The organism is Paraburkholderia sp. GAS32 (assembly GCF_050434225.1).
Taxonomy (GTDB): Bacteria; Pseudomonadota; Gammaproteobacteria; order Burkholderiales; family Burkholderiaceae; genus Paraburkholderia; species Paraburkholderia madseniana.
Genome location: NZ_JBNPVS010000012.1, coordinates 1 through 14,539, shown reverse-complemented (window position 1 = coordinate 14,539; position 14,539 = coordinate 1). Strand labels below are relative to the sequence as shown.

The 14,539-nt window shown below is 60.8% G+C and carries 14 protein-coding genes and 1 pseudogene; 9 read left to right on the top strand and 6 right to left on the bottom strand.

Going from position 1 to position 14,539, the window contains the following annotated elements; all coding sequences use genetic code 11:
• The first annotated feature begins 35 nt into the window (after nucleotides 1-35).
• The 3 genes from P3T25_RS16535 to P3T25_RS16525 all read left to right on the top strand — a co-directional run bounded on the left by P3T25_RS16535 (nucleotide 36) and on the right by P3T25_RS16525 (nucleotide 3,341).
• Nucleotides 36-998 (top strand): substrate-binding domain-containing protein, encoded by a 963-nt coding sequence (locus tag P3T25_RS16535; RefSeq protein WP_408517637.1) that lies wholly within the window; start codon nucleotides 36-38, stop codon nucleotides 996-998.
• 79 nt (nucleotides 999-1,077) lie between these two features.
• Nucleotides 1,078-2,127 (top strand): sugar phosphate isomerase/epimerase family protein, encoded by a 1,050-nt coding sequence (locus tag P3T25_RS16530; protein ID WP_429358395.1) that lies wholly within the window; start codon nucleotides 1,078-1,080, stop codon nucleotides 2,125-2,127.
• A gap of 62 nt (nucleotides 2,128-2,189) precedes the next feature.
• Nucleotides 2,190-3,341, top strand: a complete 1,152-nt coding sequence (locus P3T25_RS16525; protein WP_429358394.1) for a Gfo/Idh/MocA family protein — start codon at nucleotides 2,190-2,192, stop codon at nucleotides 3,339-3,341.
• 43 nt (nucleotides 3,342-3,384) lie between these two features.
• Here the strand turns inward: P3T25_RS16525 and P3T25_RS16520 are convergent, their stop codons facing one another.
• From P3T25_RS16520 to P3T25_RS16500, 5 genes and pseudogenes are all read right to left on the bottom strand, one after another.
• Entirely contained in the window at nucleotides 3,385-4,479 is a 1,095-nt protein-coding gene (locus P3T25_RS16520; RefSeq protein WP_429358393.1) for a J domain-containing protein, read from the bottom strand.
• A gap of 41 nt (nucleotides 4,480-4,520) precedes the next feature.
• Nucleotides 4,521-4,781 carry a hypothetical protein gene (locus P3T25_RS16515; protein WP_408517641.1) on the bottom strand — a complete coding sequence of 87 codons (261 nt, stop codon included), beginning with the start codon at nucleotides 4,779-4,781 and terminating at the stop codon, nucleotides 4,521-4,523.
• A pseudogene (locus P3T25_RS16510) lies at nucleotides 4,742-5,116 on the bottom strand (efflux RND transporter permease subunit); the annotation flags it as partial. The gene P3T25_RS16515 and the pseudogene P3T25_RS16510, both read right to left, overlap by 40 nt.
• A 15-nt stretch (nucleotides 5,117-5,131) precedes the next feature.
• Nucleotides 5,132-6,292, bottom strand: a complete 1,161-nt coding sequence (locus P3T25_RS16505) for an ABC transporter substrate-binding protein (RefSeq protein WP_429358392.1) — start codon at nucleotides 6,290-6,292, stop codon at nucleotides 5,132-5,134.
• Between the two features lie 32 nt (nucleotides 6,293-6,324).
• Nucleotides 6,325-7,266: a CysB family HTH-type transcriptional regulator gene (locus tag P3T25_RS16500; RefSeq protein ID WP_007175965.1), complete on the bottom strand. Its 942-nt coding sequence runs from the start codon at nucleotides 7,264-7,266 to the stop codon at nucleotides 6,325-6,327.
• A 218-nt stretch (nucleotides 7,267-7,484) separates the two neighbouring features.
• Between P3T25_RS16500 and P3T25_RS16495 the strand changes: the two genes are divergently transcribed.
• The 6 genes from P3T25_RS16495 (at nucleotide 7,485) to cobA (ending at nucleotide 13,713) form a co-directional block, all read left to right on the top strand.
• Nucleotides 7,485-9,164, top strand: a complete 1,680-nt coding sequence (locus tag P3T25_RS16495) for a nitrite/sulfite reductase (protein WP_200657813.1) — start codon at nucleotides 7,485-7,487, stop codon at nucleotides 9,162-9,164.
• 22 nt (nucleotides 9,165-9,186) lie between these two features.
• Nucleotides 9,187-9,726 (top strand): DUF934 domain-containing protein, encoded by a 540-nt coding sequence (locus tag P3T25_RS16490; protein ID WP_200650713.1) that lies wholly within the window; start codon nucleotides 9,187-9,189, stop codon nucleotides 9,724-9,726.
• Nucleotides 9,723-10,469 (top strand): phosphoadenylyl-sulfate reductase, encoded by a 747-nt coding sequence (locus tag P3T25_RS16485; RefSeq protein WP_171926760.1) that lies wholly within the window; start codon nucleotides 9,723-9,725, stop codon nucleotides 10,467-10,469. Before P3T25_RS16490 ends, P3T25_RS16485 begins: the two co-directional genes overlap by 4 nt.
• A 113-nt stretch (nucleotides 10,470-10,582) precedes the next feature.
• Nucleotides 10,583-11,545, top strand: a complete 963-nt coding sequence (gene cysD, locus P3T25_RS16480; RefSeq protein ID WP_063495035.1) for a sulfate adenylyltransferase subunit CysD — start codon at nucleotides 10,583-10,585, stop codon at nucleotides 11,543-11,545.
• 24 nt (nucleotides 11,546-11,569) lie between these two features.
• Complete coding sequence (locus tag P3T25_RS16475) at nucleotides 11,570-12,886, top strand: sulfate adenylyltransferase subunit 1 (RefSeq protein WP_171926759.1); 1,317 nt, start codon at nucleotides 11,570-11,572, stop codon at nucleotides 12,884-12,886.
• A 74-nt stretch (nucleotides 12,887-12,960) separates the two neighbouring features.
• On the top strand, nucleotides 12,961-13,713 hold the full coding sequence (gene cobA / locus P3T25_RS16470; protein WP_408517644.1) for a uroporphyrinogen-III C-methyltransferase: 753 nt from the start codon (nucleotides 12,961-12,963) through the stop codon (nucleotides 13,711-13,713).
• 127 nt (nucleotides 13,714-13,840) lie between these two features.
• On the opposite strand, the gene P3T25_RS16465 is transcribed toward cobA, so the two are convergent.
• Nucleotides 13,841-14,539, bottom strand: a 699-nt coding sequence (locus tag P3T25_RS16465) for a transposase (protein WP_429358391.1), incomplete at its 5' end; no start/stop codon positions are given.

The window sequence follows — 14,539 nt, the reverse complement described above, 5'->3', positions numbered from 1 at the left end:
GCTATGTGGCATGGATCGACATAGGAGACACAACCATGAAGCAAATCATTCGAGCGGTCGGCGCCGGCATGTTGGCGTTGGGGATATTGGGCACGGCAGGCGTCGCGCGTGCCGATGAGAAAGTCACGCTGGGCGTCGCGATTCCGACAGCCGACCACGGCTTTACGGGCGGCATCGTCTGGTGGGCGAACAAGGCGAAAACCGACCTGGAGAAAGCGCATCCTGATCTCAAGGTGATCGTGAAGACTGCGGCCGGCGCGCCCGAGCAGGCGAATCAGTTGCAGGATCTGGTGACGGTGAACAAGATCAACGCGCTGGTGATTTTTCCGTTCGAATCGGCCTCGCTCACGCAGCCGGTGGCTCAGGTGAAGAAGAAGGGCGTGTACGTAACGGTAGTCGATCGCGGCCTGACGGATACCAGCGCACAGGATGCGTATGTTGCGGGTGACAACACTGCGTTCGGCAAGATTCCCGCCGAGTATCTGGCGAAAGCGCTCGACGGCAAGGGCGACATCGTCGCGCTGCGTGGCATTCCGACGACGCTCGACAACGAACGATGGACCGCGTTTACGGGCGTGCTGAAGGCATATCCGAACATCAAGATCCTCGACGGCAAATACGCGAACTGGAATCGCGACGACGCCTTCAAGGTGATGCAGGACTACCTCACACGCTTTAAGCACATCGACGCGGTCTGGGCGGCGGATGACGACATGGCCGTTGGCGTCCTCAAGGCGATCGAGCAAGCGAAGCGTACCGACATCAAGATCGTGTTCGGCGGCGCGGGTTCGAAGGGCATGGTGAAGAACGTGATGGACGGCGCACCGATGATCAAGGCGGACGTGTCGTACTCGCCGAAATTCATCTACGACGCGATCAAGCTCACGGCCGAAGCGCGTCTGAAGGGCGACAAACTGCCGCCCACCACGATCATCCCGTCGGTGTTGATCACGAAGGAGAACGCGCAGCAGTTTTATTTTCCGGACTCGCCGTTCTGATCCTGGGCATCCGGCGCGCGCTTGCCATCTCTCTGTCGTAGAGGCGTGACAGGCGCGCCACAGTTCGAGGAGCCGTACGATGAAAACCATCAAAGGGCCGGCGATCTTTCTCGCTCAATTCATGGGCGACGAGGTGCCGTTCGACAACTTCGCGCATCTGGCGGGCTGGGCCGCGAGTCTCGGCTTCAAGGGGATCCAGGTGCCGTGCGATACGCGTCTGATCGACCTTGAGCAGGCGGCGGCGAGTCAGGCGTATTGCGACGAGCTGCGCGAGGTCGCGGAAGATGCGGGCGTGACGATCACTGAACTGTCGACGCATCTGCAAGGGCAGCTGGTGGCCGTGCATCCTGCGTATGACGTGTTGTTCGACGGCTTTGCCGCGCAGCATGTGCGCGGCGATCCTGCTGCGCGTACGCAGTGGGCAGTCGAGCAGATGAAGCTCGCAGCGAAGGCTTCGCAGCGCTTAGGTCTCAATGCGCACGTGTCGTTTTCCGGCGCACTGGCGTGGCCGTATCTGTACCCATGGCCGCAGCGTCCAGCAGGTTTGATAGAAGCGGCGTTCGAGGAACTCGCGCGCCGCTGGACGCCGATTCTCGATGCGTTCGACGAAGCGGGTGTGGACGTGTGTTACGAACTGCATCCGGGCGAGGACCTGCACGACGGCGTGACCTTCGAGCGCTTTTTCGACGCCGTGAAGCAACACCCACGCGCGAACATCCTCTACGACCCGAGCCATTTCGTTTTGCAGCAACTCGACTACCTCGCCTTTATCGACATCTATCACGAGCGCATCAGGGCGTTCCATGTGAAAGACGCGGAGTTTCGTCCGAGTGGCAAGCAAGGCGTGTATGGCGGCTATAGCGGCTGGGTCGAACGCGCGGGGCGTTTCCGATCGCTTGGCGACGGGCAGATCGATTTCGGCGCGATCTTCTCGAAGATGGCGCAATACGATTTTCCCGGCTGGGCGGTGCTGGAATGGGAGTGTGCGCTGAAGCATCCCCAGGACGGCGCGCGGGAAGGCGCGGAGTTCATTCGCCGGCACATCATTCGTGTGGCTGATCATGCGTTCGATGATTTCGCGGGCAGTGGCGTGGATGCCGCACAGCTAAAACGCGTGCTAGGCATTTGACGGTGAGTTGGCTGCGAGCTAACCGTGAAGCGGCCGAAGCAGATCGCGAAGGAGTGAGTGTGATGGCACAAAGAAGACTCAGGCTCGGCATGGTCGGCGGCGGGCAGGGCGCATTTATTGGCGCAGTGCATCGAATCGCGGCGCGGCTCGACGACCGATTCGAACTGGTAGCGGGCGCGTTGTCGTCCGATCCGCAGCGCGCGCAAGTGAGCGCCGCTGAGGCCGGCATCGCGCGCAGCTATTCAGACTGGCGCGAGATGGCGCGAGCCGAAGCCGCTCGCGACGACGGTATTGACGCAGTCGCGATCGTCACGCCGAATCATCTGCATGCGCCAGTGGCGACGGCTTTTCTCGAAGCGGGCATTCATGTGGTGTGCGACAAACCGCTGGCGATTTCGTTGGCGGAAGGCGAGGCACTCGCGAAGCTCGCACGCGAGAAGAACAGGTTGTTCGCGCTGACGCATACGTATTCCGGTTATCCGCTGGTGCGCCATGCTCGCGAGCTCGTCGAGCGAGGTGAGCTCGGCGAAATACGCGTGGTGCAAGTCGAATACGCGCAGGACTGGCTGGCTGAACCGATAGAAACGAGCGGGACGAACAAGCAGGCGGGCTGGCGCACGGATCCGTCGCTGGCGGGTCCTGCCGGTTGTCTTGGCGATATCGGCACGCATGCCTATCACCTCGCTGCCTTCATCACGGGGATGGCGCCGTCGTCACTATCGGCAGAGTTGCACACCTTCGTGCCGGGACGCCGTATCGACGACCACGTGCAGGCGATGCTGCGGTATCCGAACGGCGCGCGCGGCATGCTGTTGGCAAGTCAGGTGGCAAGCGGCGCGGAGAATGCGCTGCGTCTGCGGGTGTATGGGACGAAAGCGAGTCTCGCCTTCGATCAGGAGAATCCGAACGAATTGTGGTTCACGCCGCTCGGTGGGTCGGCTGAGCGACTGACGCGCGGACGGGTGAAAAGTCCGATCGCGGCGCATGCGACGCGTGTGCCACAGGGGCATCCTGAGGGTTATCTGGAAGCGTTCGCGCAGTTGTACAAGGATGCGGCGTTACAGATCGAAGCGTTGAATGCAGGTCAACCGTTGCCCGCTGAAAGCCTGTTGCTCACAACGGTGGATGACGGGGTGGCGGGCCTGCGGTTTATCGATGCAGTGCTGGCGAGCAGCGCGGCGGACGGTCAGTGGCGGGAGATAAAACCCGCCTGACCTTGGATACGTGACGCGCACGCCGGGCAGCGAAGGGAGCCTTTCAATTCCAACGCCGCCTGATTTTCAACCAGGCCTTGAGCGTGCCGAGGTCCTGGAATTCCACCAGATCGTACTCGAGCGACTCGATCTGTTCCTGCAGCATAAAAACGTCCGCTGTCAGTTCGTGCATTACCTTCTTCGGCGTGATGGGAGCCATCGGGTCGAGCCCGTAGCGTTCCTTGAACGCCATTTCGACAAACATAATTTCGTCGTCGAGTTCGCCTACCTGCTCCTTTAGTATCTTGTTGTAATGCTTGAGCCGGTCTTCGCTCAGGTTATCGAGCGCGTTCTGATCGATGTGTTCCAGTTCCAGCTGCAACTCGAGCAAATGCAGCAGGTTGTTCTTGCTGTAGGCCTCGTTGACCCGTTGCATCAGCGCGGTTTTCCGTTTGCGTTCCTCTGGATCGCTTTCGCGATCGGGATGCAACGCGCTGGCCAGCTTACGATACACCTCGCGAATCGAGCGGCTCAGTTGGGCCTCTTCTTCCTCGCGGCGCGTTTCGGCCGCCATTTGCTTCGCCGTCTTCTTTTTCGGGGCGCTTTGCGCCTGGCGCGCCTGATGTTTCGCCGCTTGCGCGGCGTCGTCCTGTTCGATATGCGCCTGCAGGCGATCCAGAACTTCATCGGGCGAGTTCATGTCGATGTCGTCTAGCTCGACACCTAATACCGTCTCCAGCATCGATTTCATTTCGTCTAACTCGGACGCTCTTTCCTCGTCGTAGTCGGACCCGCTGTGGCGGTTGTATAGCGCTTTCAACTCGTCGCTATCTTCTTCCCCGAGACACTTCGCCGCCAGATCGACAATCACCGCTGAAAGGGTGCGCCGTTCGGTCTGCGTGATACGTTTCTGATTGCTCTGCTCGTCAAGAAGGTGCGCCATCCGCGCACGCAAATGTTGCATCTTCTGCGTTAGCGGCAGCAGTTCATTCACGTACTTTTGCTGGAAAGCCGGCGCGAACTCCTCCCACGCGCTCAAACTCGCGCGCCGCTTTTCGATCTGTTTGATCAGCGTGTTGAACGCTTTCTGGCCCTTCGACAGGGTGGGTTGATTGTGGTCCGGCGCAATGCTGACGGACCTGGCGCTTGTCCTGGTCATGGAGCGGATATCTTCGGTCGTCAAATGGGGTGCGGCGCTGCCTAGCTGCCCTTGCTCTTCCTGATCTGCTCTTCGAAGGCAATGTCGAGTTTGCTTGCCTTGCGCGGCTTCGGCGGACCGAAACTGTCTACGAACTTGACGAAGTCGTCGAGGGTTAGCGGGTCGGAGACTTTCTTGTCCGTGCCGCTCGATTTGTCGACCAGATAAAACAGGCCGCCGGACAGGCTGATCGCCGCGAACTGCGGATTGCCGCTGCGGGTTTTCAGCCGCTCGACGGCGTGGATGGCTCGGGTGGTGCGCATGATGTGGGACGGCTGGTCGGGGAAAGACTTCTACTGTAGCAACTTCGCGCGGTCTTATCCGTTATGGCGTGATCCTTTACGGGGTCCACTTTGCGTCCGAACTTGCGCCGCAACCAATCCGCCCAATCCTCCAGCATCGTATAGACCACCGGCACGACCACCAGCGTCAGAATCGACGACGTAATCACGCCGCCGATCACCGTCTGCCCGAGCGGCCCGCGTTGTTCCCCACCTTCACCGAGCGCCGCCGCCAGCGGCAGCATGCCGAAGATCATCGCCAGCGTGGTCATCAGAATCGGCCGTAGACGCACGCGCGCCGCTCGGACGGTGCGCGCGCACGGCAAGCCCGCTCACTGGCTCAAATAAACGAACTTGCCATTCTTGATGATGCCCATCACGCTCGCGCGCTGATCCAGCCCAACGTGATCCTTCGGGCTCGTATTGACCACACCGTTCGGCACGACCAGTTCATGCGCGTGCTCCAGTTCGTCACGCAATGCCGTGCGGAAAGCCGGCGTGCCCGGCTGCGCCGTCTTCAACGCACGTGCAACCGCATCCTGCAAACGCGGGTACACACCCGCCGCATCGCCCGCAAATTGGGTCACGCTGCCCGGGCCATACTTCGCTTCATATTCGTTGGTGAACGCAAGCGCCGCCTTCTTCGCCGGATGATCGGCCGGCAACGTGCGCGCCACCACGACCGGCTGCGTCGGGAACAGCGTGCCTTCCACGTCCTTGCCGCCCAGCTTGATGAACTCCGGCGTGGCGATGCCGTGCGTCTGATAGATCGGGCCCTTGAAGCCGCGTTCGATCAGCGTGCGCTGCGGCAGCACGGTCGGGGTGCCGGCGCCGGCGATCAGGATCGCGTCGGGCTTCGCAGCCATCAGCTTGAGGATCTGGCCGGTGACGCTGGCGTCGGTGCGGTTGTAGCGTTCCGTCGCCACGAGCTGGATATGCCGCAAGGCCGCGAACTTGCTGAACTCGTTGAGCCAGCTCTCGCCGTAACCATCCGCGAAACCGATGAAGCCCACCGTCTTCACGTTATGGTTCGACATGTAGCGCGTCATGACGTCGGCCATCGCGCTGTCGGTCTGCGCCATCTTGTAGGCCCACACCTTCTTGCCTTCCTGCGGTTCGACCACGCTCGCCGAGCCGATCAGCGTGATCATCGGCGTCTGGCTTTCCGCGACCGGATCGAGCGCGGCCATTGCCGCCGGCGTGATATTCGGGCCGACGATCACGTCGACATGGTCCTCATTGATCAGCTTGCGGATGTTGCGCACCGCATTGCCCGGGTCGGAAGCGTCGTCGAGGAAGATGTAGTCGGCTTTCTGGCCGGCGATCGTGGCCGGCCACATCAGCATCGCGTTCTTGCTCGTGATGCCGATCACGGCCGCGGGGCCGGTGCTCGAGAGGTCGATGCCGACCTTGATGTCGGCCTGTGCTGCGGTAGCGAGCAAGAGCGCGCCGAGAGCGGCCAGGCCGCGAAGTTTGTTCTTATGCGACGTCATCAAGGGTCTCCGTAGCGGGAAGCGTGGTCAGTTCAAAGTTCGTAGGTTTCGTGTTCGCCTTTGAGCGCCTGTTCGATCAGCTTGCGGTTCATGCTCGGCGACAGCAGTTCGACGAGCGTATACACATAGCTGCGCAGATAGGCGCCCTGTTTCAGCGCGACCCGCGTCACATTGCTGCCGAACAGGTGGCCGACCGGCATGGCGCGCAGATGGCGGTCGCGCTCGGCGTTGAACGCGATATCAGCCATGATGCCGACGCCCAGACCCAGTTCCACGTAGGTCTTGATCACGTCGGCGTCGATCGCCTCCAGCACGATGTCCGGATGCAACCCGCGCAAGCGGAATGCTTCGTTGATCTTGGTGCGGCCGGCGAACGCGTTGTCGTACGTAATCAGCGGATATTGGGTCAGATCATCCAGCGACAAAAGTTTGCGGTCCAGCAGCGGATGATCCGGTTGCATCACGGCGACGTGGTGCCACTGGAAGCAGGGGAGCGAGACCAGCTCCTTATAGTTGGCGATCGCTTCGGTGGCGATGCAGAGGTCGGCCTGGTCGTGGATCACCATTTCGGCCACCTGGGTCGGGCTGCCTTGCAGAATTGAAAGGTGAACTTTCGGGAAGCGCTTCTTGAATTCGGCGATTGCGGCCGGAAGTGAGTAGCGCGCCTGCGTGTGGGTGGCGGCGATCACCAGGTTGCCCTGATCCTGGGCCGCGTAATCTTTACCGACCCGCTTGAGGCTCTCCACTTCCTGCAGAATCTTCTCAACCGACTGAAGAATGATGCGCCCCGGCTCGGTCAGCGAGCGCACGCGCTTGCCGTGTCGTGTGAAGATTTCGACGCCCAGCTCGTCTTCCAGCTCGATGATCGCCTTGGAGACGCCCGGCTGGCTTGTAAACAGTGCTTTGGCCGCTTCGGTCAGGTTGAAATTCTGCCGCACAGCCTCGCGGACGAAGCGGAATTGATGCAGGTTCATATATAACCTCTCCGCATATCAAAAGAATTTTTTAGTCGTTTGAAATATAAGGCGAGTTTATTACGATCTGTCCATCTTTTTCAATATGGATATCTGTATTTGTCATAAGCAAATGAGAGATGGGTCTAAACCCTGACTCGGCTGGACTGACAAATGGAGATATCTAGGGCGCGGCAGAACCGGACTGCCGTGTGTCACGCAAAAATTGGGGTCCCCGAATGTACCAATACGATCAGTACGACCAGACCATCGTCGATGAGCGGGTCGCGCAATACGCCGATCAGGTTCGCCGCCGCTTGTCGGGCGAATTGAGCGAAGAGGAGTTCCGTCCGCTGCGCCTGCAGAACGGCCTGTACATGCAGCGTCACGCGTACATGCACCGCATCGCGATTCCGTACGGCAACCTGCGCAGCGACCAGATGCGCGTGCTGGCCCAGATCGCGCGCGAGCACGACCGCGGCTACGGTCACTTTTCGACGCGCTCGAACATCCAGTACAACTGGATCCAGCTCGAAGAGACGCCAGAAATCCTGCGCAAGCTCGCGGCTGTGCAGATGCACGGCATCCAGACCTCGGGCAACTGTATCCGTAACATCACGGCCGACCAGTTCGCCGGCGTAGCGCCGGACGAAGTGGTGGATCCGCGTCCTTGGGCAGAAATCCTGCGCCAATGGTCGACGTTCCACCCGGAATTCGCCTGGCTGCCGCGTAAGTTCAAGATCGCCGTGTCGGGTTCGAAGGAAGACCGCGCTGCCGTGCAGATTCACGACATGGGTGTGTATCTGAAGACGAACGAGCAGGGCGAGTTGGTGGCCGACATTCTGGCCGGCGGCGGCATGGGACGTACGCCGATCATCGGCGCGATCATTCGTAAGGATCTGCCGTGGCAACACCTGCTGACGTACTGCGAAGCCGTGCTGCGCGTGTACAACCGCTACGGCCGCCGCGACAACATGTACAAGGCGCGGATCAAGATTCTCGTGAAGGCACTGAGCCCGGAGAAATTCTCGGCGCAGGTCGAAGAAGAATGGCAACACCTGAAGGACGGTCCTTCGACGCTGACGCAAGCTGAAGTCGACCGCGTGTCGCAATACTTCCAGCCGCCGGTGTACGAAAAGCTGCCGGATACGGATGCTTCGTTCGAGAACCATCTGCTGGAAAACCGTGCGTTTGCCCGTTGGGTCGAACGTAACGTGCGTCCGCACAAGGTCGAGGGTTATTCGTCCGTCACGTTGTCGCTGAAGCCGACCACGATCGCCCCGGGCGATGCAACCGACGCGCAGATGGAAGCAGTCGCCGATTGGGCCGACGAATATTCGCTCGGCGAAATCCGCGTGTCGCACGAACAGAACCTGATTCTCGCGAACGTGAAGAAGCGCGACCTGTTCGCGCTGTGGGAAAAGGCCAAGGCGCAAGGTTTCGCGACGCCGAACATCGGCTTGCTGACCGACATCATCGCGTGCCCGGGCGGCGATTTCTGCTCGCTCGCGAATGCGAAGTCGATTCCGATTGCGCTGGCGATTCAGGAACGCTTCAACGATCTCGACTACGTGTACGACCTCGGCGACGTGTCGCTGAACATCTCGGGTTGTATCAATGCCTGCGGTCACCACCACGTCGGCAACATCGGCATTCTGGGCGTCGATAAGGACGGCTCCGAGTGGTATCAGGTGACGCTCGGTGGCGAGCAGGGCACGGGTGCAACTGGCGCGCATCTCGGCCGCGTGATCGGCCCGTCGTTCTCGGCGGAAGAAATGCCGGACGTGATGAGCAAAGTGATCGACACATTCGTGGAGAATCGCCACGAAGGCGAGCGCTTCATCGAAACGTACAACCGCATCGGCATGGCTCCGTTCAAGGAACGTGTGTACGCCTCGCGTCAACCGGCTCACGCGTAACCGCGAAAAGGATACTGAACAGATGGCTTCTATTATCAAGAATCGCGCGATCGTCAACGACGACTGGACGGTGGTGCGCGCCGCTGAAGACGGCACGCTGCCCGCAGTCGATGCATTGCCGGCCGGCAAAGTGCTGGTGCCGCTCGCGCTGTGGCAGGCTTCCCGTGATGCATTGATCGCATCGCGCAGCACCGCTGAAATCGGCGTGTGGCTCGCGCCGGATAGCGAGCCGGCGGATATCGTCGGCGACTTCGACACGATCGCACTGATCGGCGTGGACTTCCCGGTGTTCCGCGACGGCCGCGGCTACAGCATCGGCCGCCTGCTGCGTGAGCGCTATGGCTACAAGGGCGAACTGCGCGCGATCGGCGACGTGCTGCGCGATCAACTGGCGTTCATGTTCCGCTGCGGCTTCGACGCGTATGCACTGCGTGAAGACAAAGACTTCGACGATGCACTCAAGGCTTTCGACGAGTTCAGCTTCAACTATCAGGGCGCGGTGAACTCGTCGCCGCTGTTCCGCCGCCGTGAAGCGGGCGAACTGGCAAAGGCTTCGGCATGAGCGGCGCACAATCTCTCACGCCGGAACTGGCCGCGAAGGTCGAGCGCCTCAATGCGCTGCTCGATTCGATCGCCGCGCGTCACGCGAATGTGAAGCTCGCCAGCAGCCTCGCGGCGGAAGACATGCTGCTCACGCACGCGATTCTGTCGCGCGGCGTGAAGATCGGCATCTTCTCGCTGAACACGGGCCGCCTGCATGCTGAAACGCTCGGCATGCTCGATCGCGTGAAAGAGCGCTACGGCTACGATATCGAGCAGTTTCACCCGCAAGCCGCCGCGGTTGAAGAGTATGTCGGCTCGCATGGTCTGAACGCGTTTTATGAAAGCGTCGATCTGCGCAAGCGCTGCTGCGAAATCCGCAAGGTCGAGCCGTTGAACCGCGCGCTGTCGGATGTCAGCGCATGGGTGACGGGCCAACGCCGCGAGCAGTCGGTGACGCGTGCTGAACTGCACGAGGAAGAACACGACGCCGCGCGCAACATCGCCAAGTTCAATCCGCTGACGGACTGGACCGAAGCTGAGGTGTGGGACTACCTGAAAGCGTTGGACGTGCCGGTCAATCCGCTGCATGCGCGCGGTTACCCGAGCATCGGCTGCGAGCCTTGTACCCGCGCAATCCGTCCCGGTGAAGACAGCCGGGCAGGGCGCTGGTGGTGGGAATCGCGCGATACGAAGGAATGCGGACTGCACATCACGACGATTACGCCGATCCCAGTCAGCAGCAGCGAGAACGCTTCGGCATAAAGCATTCAGGCGGTTCAGGCCTTGGTTTTTGACCTGAACGCCGCACATACCGATTTGAATACTTCCGCGACGCAGGCAACCGCTTGCGACGCGAATCAACGAAGGACCCAAACATGAGCACCACGCTCGATTCCACTGTGAATGCACCGCTTGCCAACACGGCGAACCGGATGGACCACCTCGATTGGCTCGAAGCCGAGTCGATCCACATCCTGCGCGAACTGGTCGCCGAATGCAGCAAGCCCGCGTTGCTGTTTTCGGGCGGCAAGGATTCGGTCGTGGTGCTGCACCTCGCGCTGAAAGCCTTCGGCATCGGCGCAAATCGCAAGACCGTACTGCCGTTCCCGCTCGTGCATATCGACACCGGTCACAACTACGACGAAGTGATCGACTTCCGCGATCGCCGCGCGAAAGAGATCGGCGCTGAGCTGGTGGTGGGTCACGTCGAAGATTCGATCAAGCGTGGCACCGTGCGTCTGCGCCGCGAACTGGACTCGCGCAATGCTGCGCAAGCCGTGACGCTGCTCGAAACGATCGCTGAACATGAGTACACCGCGCTGATCGGCGGTGCGCGCCGCGACGAAGAAAAGGCCCGTGCAAAAGAACGGATCTTCTCGTTCCGCGACGAATTCGGCCAATGGGACCCGAAGGCGCAGCGCCCGGAACTGTGGAGCCTGTATAACGCGCGTCTGCATAACGGCGAACACCTGCGCGTGTTCCCGATCTCGAACTGGACCGAACTCGACGTGTGGCAATACATCGCCCGCGAACAGCTCGAACTGCCGTCGATCTATTACGCGCATCAACGCGAGATCGTGCGCCGCAACGGCCTGCTCGTGCCGGTCACGCCGCTCACGCCGATGCGTGAAGGCGAGACCAGCGAAACCGCGCTGGTGCGTTTCCGCACCGTGGGTGATATCAGCTGCACGTGCCCGGTGGAAAGCGATGCTGATGATCTCGAGAAGATCATCGCCGAAACGGCCGTGACCGAAATCACGGAACGCGGCGCGACGCGGATGGACGATCAGGTCTCCGAAGCCGCGATGGAACAGCGTAAGAAGCAAGGTTATTTCTAAGCACACGACGAGGATAAGGCAATCATGAGCGGTATTCACCAACCAGAAGACCTCGGCGTGCTGCGTTTCATTACTGCGGGTAGCGTCGACGATGGCAAGAGCACGTTGATCGGCCGCCTGCTGTACGACAGCAAGGCAGTGCTTTCCGATCAGCTCTCGGCACTGTCGCGCGCAAAGAATAAGCGTACCGTTGGCGACGAAATCGATTTGTCGTTGTTGACGGACGGCCTCGAAGCCGAACGTGAGCAAGGCATCACGATCGACGTCGCTTACCGTTACTTCGCGACGGCTAAGCGCAAGTTCATCATCGCCGATACGCCGGGCCACGAGCAGTACACGCGCAACATGGTGACGGGTGCATCGACCGCGCATGCAGCGATCATCCTGGTCGACGCAACGCGTGTAACGTTCATCGACGGCGTTGCGCAACTGCTGCCGCAAACCAAGCGCCACAGCGCGCTGGTGAAGCTGCTCGGCCTGCAACACGCGATCGTCGCGATCAACAAGATGGACCTCGTCGACTACAGCGAAACGCGTTTCAACGAGATTCGCGATGCGTATGTCGAACTCGCGCGTCAACTCGGTCTGAACGATGTGCGCTTCGTGCCGGTGTCGGCGCTGAAGGGCGACAACATCGTGACGGCTAGCGAAAGCATGCCGTGGTACGCGGGCGAGCCGCTGCTCGATTTGCTCGAAGCCTTGCCGGTCGAAGTTCCGACGGGCCAGGCGCTGCGTTTCCCGGTGCAATGGGTCGCGCGTCAGGACGGCAGCCAGGCCGACGATTTCCGCGGCTACATGGGCCGTGTCGAAGCGGGCGAGGTGAAGGTCGGCGACACCATCGTCGTGCTGCCGGCGAACCGTGAAGCGACGGTTGCCGAGATCATCGCACCGGTGACGGGCGGAACGGCAGCGGTGGACCGCGCGTTTGCCGGCCAAACCGTGACGATTCGCTTGGCGGAAGACGTCGACGTATCGCGCGGCGACACCTTCGTGTTGCGCGAAGCGGCGCCGGAACCGGCCAAGAAGCTGGAAGCCGACCTGTGCTGGTTCGACGACACGCCGCTGTCGACGCAACGCAAGTACTTGCTGAAGCAGACCACCAACACGGTGTTCGCTCGGATTGGCGCGATCAAGGAAGTGCTCGACGTGCATACGTTGTCGCAGGCAACCGATCGCAAGGACCTGACGATGAACGACATCGGCCGTGTGTCGCTGACGTTGCAAAAGCCGCTGGTGTGCGACGTGTACGACTCGCATCAGGGCACGGGCGCATTCGTGCTGATCGACGAAGCGACGCATCACACCGTCGCGGCTGGGATGATCCGGTCGTTTTCGGCTTGAGTCACCGACTGGGTAACTAACGCGCGCTCGCGGCTTCGGGTTTCGCACGAACTGGACGAATGGGGTTAAGGCGAATGGGTAAGGTGTATCTGATCGGTGCAGGGCCAGGGGCCGCGGATCTCATCACGGTGCGCGGCGCGCGGTTGCTCGGCGCGGCGGATGTCGTGTTGCATGACGCGCTTGTCGAGCCGGCAATGCTCGACTACGCACCTTCCCACGCGCGGCGGATTGCGGTTGGCAAGCGGTGCGGGCAGTTGTCGACGGCGCAGCAGTTCATCAACAAGCAGATTGTGGATGCTGCGCTTGAGCACGATGTGGTGGTGCGTTTGAAGGGCGGCGATCCGATGTTGTTTGGGCGCGCGGATGAGGAGATGCGGGCGCTTGAGGCGGCTGGTATCGAGTATGAGGTGGTGCCTGGGATTACGGCTGCGCTGGCTAGTGCGGCTTCTTTGAAGCGTTCGTTGACGCTTCGCGGCGTGTCTCGTAGCGTTGCGTTGGCTACGCATAGCCGGGCGGCGGATACTGAGGCGATTCGTGAGCAGGTGAATGCTGATTCGCTCGTGTTTTACATGGGGCGGGATAGTGGACCTGAGATAGCACAGGAGTTGATTGATGCTGGGCGCGATGGGGCGACTCCTGTGGCGATTGTCGAGGCTTGTAGTACGCCTCGTGAGCGGATGCTTACTCTTACGCTTTCGGGGCTCGCCTGTGGCGAGGCTCAGCAGTGGCTTGATGCTTCGCAGCCTAGTCTTCTTATGATTGGGGAGGCTTTTGCTGCTCGGCAGCAGGTGGGCCGCTCCGCGGATGGGATGTTAGTTGCTGCTTGATGTTTTTTTGCCTTTTGCGGCGCTTGTTTGTCAGTGTTCTTGGGGCGTTGGCCTTTCCTTGAATTGTTAGTGGTTTATTAGCGTTGCCCCTGTGCGGGGCAATGCTCTCAACTTAAGCCCCATTCCATCAAGCGACCTTGTACGCGAGATGGAGATGGGGTTTGGCTTTTCTGGGCGGTCGTGGGTAAGAGCGCGAGGGCTGAATACGACATCGGGCTCCGTGGATGGCGGGCATGAGATGGGCGAGCCGGTTCAGGCAGCGCTCAATCCGTAGCAGGCACGCGCCGAGGATCGGCTTGAGGGCGCCCAGCGCGTACAGACGGTTTGGATGACTGGTGTGGTCGTCTCTGGCTGGATCGTCCAGGTCATTGAGTAGCGTACACAGGTTATCAGCGACGGTTTTCGCACCGAAGTCCTGCTGCAGCGCCAGGTAATCCAGGCCGGTGACAGCCTCAAGCCGCAGTCGGTGCTTCAGACGTTTGAACGCTTCCTCAATACGCCAGCGTTGATGATAGAGCGCGCCGAAAGCGCTGGCCGGATAACGTTCGCGCTCCAGCAGCGAGGTCATCAGCACACGCACGCGGCCGCTGGGCGTGACGTCCCGGATCAGGCGCACGGTGGTAGGCGTGCGCGCCAGTTCATAGTCGCGGGCATCCTCTTCGTTGGGCGCGCCCAGTGTCACGACCTGCTCGGCCTGGCCGCTGCGCGCAAACGCGCTTACACATTTCCATCGTAAGCGCGAATTTATCAGCACATAGCGCCCGAATTGAGAGCAAGGCAAGCTGTGTCCACTGATTAACAGTGGACACAGCCCATGACTCAGATC

Excerpts from the sequence above, each read along its gene's own strand:
- P3T25_RS16490 (WP_200650713.1), top strand. The coding sequence starts at position 9,187 with ATGGCTTCTATTATCAAGAATCGCGCGATCGTCAACGACGACTGGACG.
- P3T25_RS16505 (WP_429358392.1), bottom strand. The coding sequence starts at position 6,292 with ATGACGTCGCATAAGAACAAACTTCGCGGCCTGGCCGCTCTCGGCGCG.
- cysD (WP_063495035.1), top strand. The coding sequence starts at position 10,583 with ATGAGCACCACGCTCGATTCCACTGTGAATGCACCGCTTGCCAACACG.
- P3T25_RS16475 (WP_171926759.1), top strand. The coding sequence starts at position 11,570 with ATGAGCGGTATTCACCAACCAGAAGACCTCGGCGTGCTGCGTTTCATT.
- P3T25_RS16525 (WP_429358394.1), top strand. The coding sequence starts at position 2,190 with ATGGCACAAAGAAGACTCAGGCTCGGCATGGTCGGCGGCGGGCAGGGC.
- P3T25_RS16515 (WP_408517641.1), bottom strand. The coding sequence starts at position 4,781 with ATGCGCACCACCCGAGCCATCCACGCCGTCGAGCGGCTGAAAACCCGC.
- P3T25_RS16520 (WP_429358393.1), bottom strand. The coding sequence starts at position 4,479 with ATGACCAGGACAAGCGCCAGGTCCGTCAGCATTGCGCCGGACCACAAT.
- P3T25_RS16495 (WP_200657813.1), top strand. The coding sequence starts at position 7,485 with ATGTACCAATACGATCAGTACGACCAGACCATCGTCGATGAGCGGGTC.
- P3T25_RS16485 (WP_171926760.1), top strand. The coding sequence starts at position 9,723 with ATGAGCGGCGCACAATCTCTCACGCCGGAACTGGCCGCGAAGGTCGAG.
- P3T25_RS16500 (WP_007175965.1), bottom strand. The coding sequence starts at position 7,266 with ATGAACCTGCATCAATTCCGCTTCGTCCGCGAGGCTGTGCGGCAGAAT.
- cobA (WP_408517644.1), top strand. The coding sequence starts at position 12,961 with ATGGGTAAGGTGTATCTGATCGGTGCAGGGCCAGGGGCCGCGGATCTC.
- P3T25_RS16535 (WP_408517637.1), top strand. The coding sequence starts at position 36 with ATGAAGCAAATCATTCGAGCGGTCGGCGCCGGCATGTTGGCGTTGGGG.
- P3T25_RS16530 (WP_429358395.1), top strand. The coding sequence starts at position 1,078 with ATGAAAACCATCAAAGGGCCGGCGATCTTTCTCGCTCAATTCATGGGC.